This window comes from Jannaschia seosinensis, from assembly GCF_001408515.1.
Classification (GTDB): domain Bacteria; phylum Pseudomonadota; class Alphaproteobacteria; order Rhodobacterales; family Rhodobacteraceae; genus Jannaschia; species Jannaschia seosinensis.
The window spans coordinates 1-8,580 of the sequence record NZ_CYPR01000149.1 but is presented as its reverse complement, the minus strand read 5'-3'; the positions used below and the strand labels follow the sequence as shown (position 1 = coordinate 8,580).

Here is an 8,580-nt window from a genome sequence, read left to right as displayed (position 1 = left end):
GCTCCCAAGTCACGCGGCGCCGCTCGCCTTCGGCCAAACTCTCATAATGACCGAACTCGACCGGGGCCTCGAAGACGCGCACCGAAAGGCGCAGCCGATCGTTCTCGGCCAGGTAGGTCAGGTCTGCCTCGCTGATCTGCCATCGCTCAAGGATCTCGGGGAGCGTGAAATAGGTCTTGTCGATGTTCACGCGCGTCCCCTCTCGACGAATCTCTTGCCAGATGTTCACTATGCGTTCCTATTGGCTTGACGGGAGCCCATCAATCCTGTTCTGTCCAACATCATCCATGAGCCGGTGGGAACATGACCGAGCATCACACGCTATCCGACCGCCTTCGCGCCCGAGCACAGCAGCTTGGCCTCAGCCCCGCTCATGTCGCCGAAATGGCCGGTGTGAACCGTTCCTTCATCTACGACATCCTGCGCGGCCGGTCGGCACGTCCCGGCATCGGCAAGCTGGCCGAAGTTGCGCGGGTGCTGAAAGTCGAGCGGGAGTGGCTGCTACATGGCATCGGTGAGGTCGAGGGGGCGTCGCCCTTTATTGAAAAGCCCGACGAGGCCTTCGTGGCAATCGCGCATGCCAGCCCGCGGCCCTCGATGGGCGGCGGTGCGGTCGTGGCCGAGGATCACGAGGCGCCGGGCCGTCCGTATCACTTCCGCCGGTCCTGGATCAAAGGCAGCCTCAAGGCGAGCCCGTCACAGCTGCGCATCATCCATGTCGAAGGGGACAGCATGACGCCCACATTGCTGGACGGGGATACCGTGCTTGTCGATCTCAACCAGCGGGCCCCGAACCCGCCGGGGATCTTCGTACTCGACGATGGACTGGGGCTGGTGGCGAAGCGGCTGGAGCACATCCCCAACAGTGACCCACCGGCAGTCCGGGTGATTTCGGACAACAAGCACTACCCCGAATACGAAAGAACGGCCGACGAGATCCACATCGTCGGCCGCATCCGTTGGTTCGCGCGGGAGATCTGAGGTGATCGCGTTCAGGGAGGTCGACGATGCCGATCCGGCGCTGGCGTTCTCGCCGCTGGTGCGCGGGATCGAGAAGACCTTTGCCTGGATTGGCGAACACGGCGGCATCCCCCTGACGCCGTCCAAGGCGTTCAAGCGGGTCTTCGTGCACTGGGCCGCGTCCGAGTTCGACTGGCCCGGCCACACCGAAGCGGACCTCTTCGCCGTCAACAAGGTGCTGAACGAGCCTGACTTCGCCCCGCTCATGGTTCTGCACGACCTGATGATCGCGATGAAGCTCGCCCGGCACTACAAGGGGCAGTTCCGGCTGACAAAGGCCGGTCAGGCGCTGGTCGGCCACCCCGGTCGGATTTTCAACACCGTCGTCCCGTTCTTCCTGTTCCATGTCGACCACGCCGCCTCGTCGCGCTTCGACGATGAGCCCGTACTCGGCAACTGGGACATCTTCCTGAACGTGCTCAACGTCGAGACCGAGGACGGTGCGACAGGCGCCGACCTGCGGCGCGTCTTCTATGGCGAACCGGAGCCCGGCTTTGACGCCATGATGAGCGGCCTCTTCGTCCAGGTGCTCCGCCCACTCAGCTGGGCCGGCCTTCTGGAGAAGCAGGACGGCGCCAGCCGGTACCGGTCGGAGGACGCGCTGTTCGTCAAGACACCGCTCTGGCGATCGGCGCTGCGTCTCGACAACGACGCAGAGGTGACGCCCGCGACCCGTCACTGAGGTGCCGCACTTCCCACTCGGTGCGCAGGTTTACGCGGAACTCCCATAAGCCATTGATTTCGATTGTTTTCGGGGGGCGTGCGGGTAGCGTTTCTCCTATGAGAAACGCGCCGACATATCCGCGGCTGGGCTCGAACCCGCTGCCTCCCGACCAGATGACCCCCGCCGAGCGCCGCGCCGAGCTGTGCGGCCTACTGGCGCTGGGGCTCGTCCGGCTGAGGCTGCGAGAGCGCGGCGAAGCTTCTGACGAGACAGGAGAAATTCGCCTACACTCTCCGGCGAACGCATGCCGTCATGCAACTCCAACTCACCGGAGAACCGAATGACGATCCACGATCCCATCCCCGCGCGCCTGGCCGCGCTGAAGACGGCGACGACGCCCGACCTGAAAAAACAGTGGCGCGATCTGTTCGACAGCGAGCCGCCGCCGTTCAACCGCCGCTACCTGGAGAGCCGGCTGGCCTACCGCATCCAGGAACTCGCCTATGGCGGGCTGAAGCCCGAGACGATCCGGCGGCTGGAGCGGCTGGGCGAGGAACTGGATGGTGGCGACCGCAAGAAGAGCCGCGTCCGCGCCGACACCATGCCCATCGCAGGGACCCGGCTGATCCGCGAATGGCAGGGCGTCGAGCACGTCGTCACCGTCACCGCCGATGGCTTCGAATGGCAGGGGCGGCCGTACAAGTCGCTCTCTGCCATCGCCCGGGCAATCACCGGTACGCGCTGGAACGGGTGGGTCTTCTTCGGGCTCAGGAACAGGCGGGGACGGTCATGACGGACGTGAAGATCAAGCGTCGCTGTGCAGTCTACACCCGCAAGTCCTCCGAGGAAAGGCTGGAGCAGGAGTTCAACTCGCTCCACGCGCAGCGCGAGGCCTGCGAGGCATACATCGCCAGCCAGCGCTCCGAGGGCTGGGTGCTGGTTCGCGATCAGTATGACGACGGCGGCATCTCGGGCGGCACGCTGGAACGACCCGGCCTGAAGCGGCTGCTGGAGGACATCGAGGACGGGCTGGTCGACGTGGTCGTGGTCTACAAGATCGACCGCCTCAGCCGCTCGCTGGCGGATTTCGCCAAGCTGGTCGAGGTCTTCGACCGCAACGGTGTGACCTTCGTCTCGGTGACGCAGTCCTTCAACACGACCACGTCGATGGGCCGGCTGACGCTGAACATCCTGCTGTCCTTCGCCCAGTTCGAACGCGAGGTGACGGCCGAGCGCATCCGCGACAAGGTCGCCGCCAGCCGGAAGAAGGGCATGTGGATGGGCGGGGTGCCGCCCTACGGCTACCGCGTAGAAAACCGCAAGCTGGTCATCGACGAAGAAACCGCCGCGCATGTGCGCTGGATCTTCGCCCGCTTCCTCGAGATCGGATCGGGCACGGAATTGGCGCGGGAGGTCGCGAAACGCGGCATCCGCACGCCGCGCGGCAACCGGATCGACAAGAAGTACCTCTACCGCATGTTGAACAACCGCGCCTACATCGGCGAGGCGGTGCACAAGGGGGAGAGCTATCCCGGCGAACACGACGCCATCATCGACCGCGAGACGTGGGACCGCGTCCACGCCATCCTGCAGGAAAGCCCGCGCAAGCGCGCCGCGCGCACCCGCTCGGACACGCCCGCGCTCCTGAAGGGGCTGCTGTTCGGGCCCGATGGCGCGGCCTTCTCGCCGACCCACACGCGCAAGGGCGACAGGCTCTACCGCTACTATGTCAGCCAGACCGTGTTGAAGCACGGTGCCGGATCATGTCCGGTCGGCCGCGTGCCGGCGGGCGAGATTGAGGCGTCAGTCATCGACCAGCTGCGCGCCGTGTTCCGCCAGCCAGAGATCGTGGCGGGCACGTGGAAGGCCGCGCGCGCCCACACCTACGACATCACGGAAGCCGACGCCCGCGCGGCGCTTCAGCAGCTTGACCCGCTGTGGGACGAGATGTTCCCCGCCGAGCAGGCGCGCATCGCAGCGCTGCTGGTCGAGCGCGTCGATATCGGCACGGACGGATTGAACGTCCGGCTGCGCGTCGACGGCCTCGGCGGCCTCGCGCGTGAGATGCGGGTCGGAGACGTGGGAGCAGCCGCATGACCCGCGGAGCACCGATCCCCGAGACGGTAACACTCCACGTCCCGTTCCGCGTCGTGAAGCGCGGCGGGCGGAAAGAAATGCAACTGCCGGAGGGCGCCGCGCAGCCGAGGCGGACGGACAACACGCTGGTCAAGGCGCTGGCGCGGGCGTTCCGCTGGAAGCGCCTGCTGGAGTCGGGCGAGTACGCCACGATCGCCGAACTGGCCGAGCGCGAAGGGATCGCGCCGTCCTACATGACCCGGGTCCTACGCCTCACCTTGCTCGCGCCGAACATCGTCGAGGCGATCCTGGACGGGAAGCCGGGCCCGGTGGTGACGCTGGCGCGTGTGCTTGAACCGTTTCCGGTGGCGTGGGGCGATCAAAGAGCCTTTGCCGGGTCCACGATTTGAATCAGTTAGTCACGCCACGCCGACAACGGAAGTGCATTAAGCTCTTGGCGCACTTGCCGCCATCGCGGCATCTCGCGGTCCAGAACGGCGGTGAAGAGCTCGTCGTGCCTGGGTGACACGAGGTGCGCGAGCTCATGAACGATCACATAGTCGATCATCCGCTCGGGCTTCTTCGCAAGCTCCGAGTTCAGCCAGACGATGCCCTTTTCGGGATTACAGCTTCCCCACTTGGTCTTCATCGGGCGGATGCCCCACTTCTGAGATCGCACGCCCATGCGCGCTGACCAATACTCGATGCGCGGCGCGGCCATTTTTCGGAGTTCTGCCTTCAGCCACGCGTCTATCCATCGGCGCAGTTGTTCAGGTTCACTGCCCACAGGTATACTCAGCCGGAGCTTGTCGTTGCCCACCCGGGCGATCCGATGGACCTTCTTGTCCCAGTGATGAACTTCGAGCCGTAGCGGTCTGCCGAAAAGGAAATGCGTTTCCCCCGAGATGTGGCGGCGCGGGGGCTGGCGCTCCTGATTCGCGAATTGCGCCTGTTTTCGCCTGATCCACGGCATCCTCGTAAGGACGGCGAGCCGGATTGCTTCGGCGCTCACGTGACCCGGGGCGGCGACTCTGACTCGGCCCTCCGGTGGGTAGCAGCCGATATGCAGATTCTTGATCTTCTTGCGCACGATATCGACGTTTATGCCGCCGATTTGCGAAACTTCAGTATTCACTCTGGTTTTTCAGGATCTCAAAGATCCGCTCCACTGTGTCTGGGTCATCCAGAACCTGCGCGAGGCAGCGCCGAACCTTTCTTTCCTTCATCGCGTTACCGCGCCATCCGAAAGGTGCTGTCTCGCGCACAGCGCGATCGACCTGCAAAGCCATAGCTTCGTCCGTGTCGAGGTTGTCGAACAGCGCTTTCAGGCCGGCGCTCTTGATCGAGGGGGGATAGGTGTTGCCATGTCCAGCTTTCGCATCCCTGACCAGCGCCGCGATCCGTTCGAGATATTCCGCGTATTCGATAGCGCCTTCCCGCCGTTGCCGAACAAGATCGGTCAACAATTCGGACATCTTCTCGTAAAAGCGCGGATTGACGGGGGTCTCCTCGATGATCAGCTTTCGAACGTTGTTTTCGATCGCCTCGGCCACGTTTTCCCGCTTCCGTTTCGATGCTGGCGGCAGGTCGTTCTCGGCATCGGCACCCTTGCTCTCGACCAGGTCGATCAGGCTGATGTCGTCGAGATGCGAGATGATATCTGAGTCATTGGCACGGATGTAGTTGTCGATCAGGTGGCGCATCGCCGGCTCGTAGAGCTTCATGTCAACGGCATCACCGCTGTGCAGCCTAACGGCATCCCTGATCCCGATCGCGCACTCCACCTCACGGCGGATTTCGCCGAGTTCGAGATCGTTGAAGCCCGACCCCTCCGGCTCGGCCGCAATATTCGCGAAGGCTCGGGCGTATCGGCCGGCGATCTTGTAGAGCGCCTGACGCCGACGCGCTTTCTCCTCTGCATCAGGGTCGATGTCGATGCCCTGCGGGCTCGAAAAGTAGACGAAGATCTCGTCATCCGACTTCGGCTGTTCCACGCCGTCCATGAGGCCCAACCAGGCGTCGCGGGCGAGCCGCAGGTCCTGGTCAGCCTGCTCGGCGCGGTCGGTGATCAGTCCTTCCACGTCTTCCTTGTCGAAGGCATCAAATGCTTCGGATGTGTAATCATCCACCGCGCTCTCGATGTTCCGGAACAGGTCCTTGTAGTCGACTATGTACCCGAAATCCTTGTCATCCCCATCCAACCGATTTACGCGGCAGATCGCCTGGAACAACCCGTGATCCTTCATCTGCTTGTCGATGAAGATGTAGGTCGCCGTGGGCGCATCGAAGCCGGTCAGGAGGCGGCTCACGACGATCAGCAGCTTCATCCGCCCCGGCTCCTTCTTGAACAGCCGCAGCGCCTCCTCCTCGTAGTTCTCTTCGGAGGTTTCGCCCAGCAGGTCCGTGTAGACCCGGTGCACATACTGTTTCTCGGTCTCGCCCATTCCGGTCTCTTCACCGGTGATCTCGGGGGCGGCCCGCTTGTAGGAGGTCACGATGGCGCACCTGTCGGCCAGAACCGAGCCGGACTTCCGGAAGATCTCGAAGAACTTGCAGGCCTCGGGAATGGACCCGGCCACGAGCATGGCATTCCCCCTCCCTGCGTTCAGGCGAGGCTTCATCTCCATGTCCATGATGATGTCCTTGGCGATCTGCTCCAGCCTGTCGCGGCTGGACAGGACCCGTTGCAGAGTGCCCCAGCGCTGCTTCAACGTCGCTTTGGCAATGGGGGTCAGCATCTTGGTGTGAGCCTCGAACCAGGCGTCGATCTTGGCCGGGGCGCTGATCCGCTGGTCGATGTCGCGGGCCTCGTAGCGCAAGTCCAGCACCACGCCGTCGTCGACAGCCTCGTCAAATCGGTAGGGCTTGCCGATGTAGGGCCCGAAGGTTTCTAGCGAGGTCTCCTTGTCGGACTTCAGCAGGGGCGTACCCGTGAAGCCGATGAACATGGCGTCGGGCAGCACCTGCCGCATTGCCCGGGCCAGTGTACCCGATTGCGTCCGGTGTGCCTCATCGATGAAGACGTAGAACTCGCCCACCGGCGCCCCAATCTTGGCGCTCTGGATGTCCGAGATCAGCCCGGCCATCTCGGTTTCCTCGCGCTTGCCGAACTTGTGGACGAGGGAGCAGATGATGCGATCAGTCGGATCGGCCAGCGCGGCCATCAGGTCGGTGCCGGAACGGGCGCGACGGACCTTGTCGCCGGTGCCGCCGAAGACGTCTTCCGAGATCTGCCGGTCCAGCTCCTTGCGGTCCGTTACCACCAGGATACGCGCATCCGGCTTGGCCTCCCTGATCCAGCGCGCCAGCATCACCATGATCAGGCTCTTGCCGGAGCCCTGGGTCTGCCAGATGATGCCACCTTCCTTCGCCTGCACACGCTCCTGCGCGGTCTTCACGCCGAAATACTGGTTCGGGCGGGCGATCTTCTTGATGCCAGCGTCGAACAGGGTGAAGTCGTTGATGAGCTCCAGGAACCGCGCGGGTGACATCATCTGCGTCACGTCGCGGTCGAGTCGGGCCGTAATCTCGCTCTCTTCCTTCCAGGCCAGCCAGTACGGTTGGGGCGTCTGGATCGGGGCGTAGCGCAGCCCCTCGCTGTCATTGCCGGCAAAGGTGATCTGCACCGTGGTGAAGAAGTGCCGGATGAACTCGGGCCGCTGGTTGTCGAGCGTCTGGCGGATGCCCTCGCCGACGCCGACGGTGGACTTTTTCAGCTCCACGGTGCCAAGGGCAATGCCGTTGACGTAGAGCACCAGGTCGGGGCGCTTGTTCCAGGCCTTGGCGTCCTTGCCCTTGATGGCGACCTCTTCGGCGACGCCCATGTCATTGGCGGCCACGTCGGCCCAGTCGATGAAGCGCACGGTGACGGGAGCCTCGCCCGGGCCGGGGGCGACGGCCAGGCCGTAGCGGAGCATCTCGTAGAAGCTCTGGTTGGCCTCGTAGAGCTTCGTGTCCTCCATCCGCGCTTCGCGCTTCAGGAGGGTGATGGCCTGGGTGACGATCTCGGGCGCGTAGCCGCGGGAGAGGAGCCAGAGGCGCAGCAGATCCTCCTCGATATTGGCGTTGCCCTCACGCTTTTGCCAATCGCCGAGGTAGCGCCAGCCGAGGCCGCCGGGCGCGTCGGTCTGGTGCGCGCTCAGCAGGTCGATGACCCGGTTCTGGGCCTTGCGTTCCGCCTCGCCGATCTTGCTCATGGGAACCTCTCCGTTCTGGAAAATCGCTACTTGAAAATGTCGTCAGACCAGCCTGATCCGTCCGGTCAAAAGGTTCTGCATCATGCCCTCCTTCACCTGCCGCGCCTTTTCGAGGCGGGCTTCGAGGGATTGGATTTCGGCGTCCATGTCGGTGAAAAGTTCTGACATGGCCTGCTGCTCTTTGATTGGAGGCATAAATAGAGGCATCCGGCCAAGGTTGCTCCGAGCAATCCGCTTCCTCGTGGTCCCGCCGCTGGCTTCATCCACACGCGCGAACCAGCCGGATTGGCTCATAAACTCAGTAAGGAGCTTTCGGTCGGCCAGTGCTTCCTTCGGTCTGAAGATCGTTACGTCTACAGATGTCAGCATCTTCTCTTCGCCGTAAGCGCCGTCCCCGCCCCATTGATTTCCGCGGTTCCGTCGCGCTGAGCCAGCGGCGAGTCTCGTTCTGAGCATTCAGAAGGAGCTTATGATGGCGGACGGCGGGGACGGATTTGGTGGCTGTATCGAGGTTGTGGAGCGGACGCGTGGATACCGGCGCTGGCCGGATGAGGTAAAAGCGCGGATCGTCACCGAGAGCTTTCAGCCTGGAGTTCGTGTGGTGGATGTCGCGCGGCGACATGA

The 8,580-nt window shown here is 63.6% G+C and carries 9 protein-coding genes and 1 pseudogene; 6 read left to right on the top strand and 4 right to left on the bottom strand.

What is annotated here, in order from left to right; genetic code table 11:
* Positions 1–190: pseudogene (locus JSE7799_RS11080) on the bottom strand (hypothetical protein); the annotation flags it as partial.
* A 113-nt stretch (positions 191–303) separates the two neighbouring features.
* Between JSE7799_RS11080 and JSE7799_RS11075 the strand changes: the two are divergent.
* From JSE7799_RS11075 to JSE7799_RS11055, 5 genes are all read left to right on the top strand, one after another.
* Positions 304–981 (top strand): XRE family transcriptional regulator, encoded by a 678-nt coding sequence (locus JSE7799_RS11075; protein WP_055663659.1) that lies wholly within the window; start codon positions 304–306, stop codon positions 979–981.
* Position 982: 1 nt separating this feature from the next.
* Positions 983–1,702, top strand: a complete 720-nt coding sequence (locus tag JSE7799_RS11070; protein WP_055663658.1) for a hypothetical protein — start codon at positions 983–985, stop codon at positions 1,700–1,702.
* Between the two features lie 322 nt (positions 1,703–2,024).
* Complete coding sequence (locus JSE7799_RS11065; protein WP_055663657.1) at positions 2,025–2,477, top strand: DUF2924 domain-containing protein; 453 nt, start codon at positions 2,025–2,027, stop codon at positions 2,475–2,477.
* Positions 2,474–3,781, top strand: coding sequence for a recombinase family protein (locus JSE7799_RS11060; protein ID WP_055663656.1), 1,308 nt, complete (start codon positions 2,474–2,476; stop codon positions 3,779–3,781). Before JSE7799_RS11065 ends, JSE7799_RS11060 begins: the two co-directional genes overlap by 4 nt.
* Positions 3,778–4,170, top strand: coding sequence for a ParB/RepB/Spo0J family partition protein (locus tag JSE7799_RS11055; protein WP_055663655.1), 393 nt, complete (start codon positions 3,778–3,780; stop codon positions 4,168–4,170). Before JSE7799_RS11060 ends, JSE7799_RS11055 begins: the two co-directional genes overlap by 4 nt.
* A 5-nt stretch (positions 4,171–4,175) precedes the next feature.
* Here JSE7799_RS11055 and JSE7799_RS11050 read toward each other — a convergent pair whose 3' ends face one another.
* Genes JSE7799_RS11050 through JSE7799_RS11040 form a run of 3 tightly spaced genes read right to left on the bottom strand, consistent with a single transcriptional unit; the run spans position 4,176 to position 8,412 of the window.
* A complete protein-coding gene (locus JSE7799_RS11050) occupies positions 4,176–4,895 on the bottom strand; it encodes a M48 family metallopeptidase (protein WP_055663654.1) in 720 nt (239 codons plus the stop codon).
* Positions 4,885–7,956 carry a type I restriction endonuclease subunit R gene (locus JSE7799_RS11045; RefSeq protein WP_055663653.1) on the bottom strand — a complete coding sequence of 1,024 codons (3,072 nt, stop codon included), beginning with the start codon at positions 7,954–7,956 and terminating at the stop codon, positions 4,885–4,887. The genes JSE7799_RS11050 and JSE7799_RS11045 overlap by 11 nt, the downstream gene beginning before the upstream one ends.
* 42 nt (positions 7,957–7,998) lie before the next feature.
* Positions 7,999–8,412 (bottom strand): restriction endonuclease subunit S, encoded by a 414-nt coding sequence (locus JSE7799_RS11040; protein ID WP_083480489.1) that lies wholly within the window; start codon positions 8,410–8,412, stop codon positions 7,999–8,001.
* A 13-nt stretch (positions 8,413–8,425) separates the two neighbouring features.
* Here JSE7799_RS11040 and JSE7799_RS22045 point away from each other — a divergent pair.
* On the top strand, positions 8,426–8,580 hold a 155-nt coding region (locus JSE7799_RS22045; protein ID WP_306455412.1), incomplete at its 3' end, for a transposase.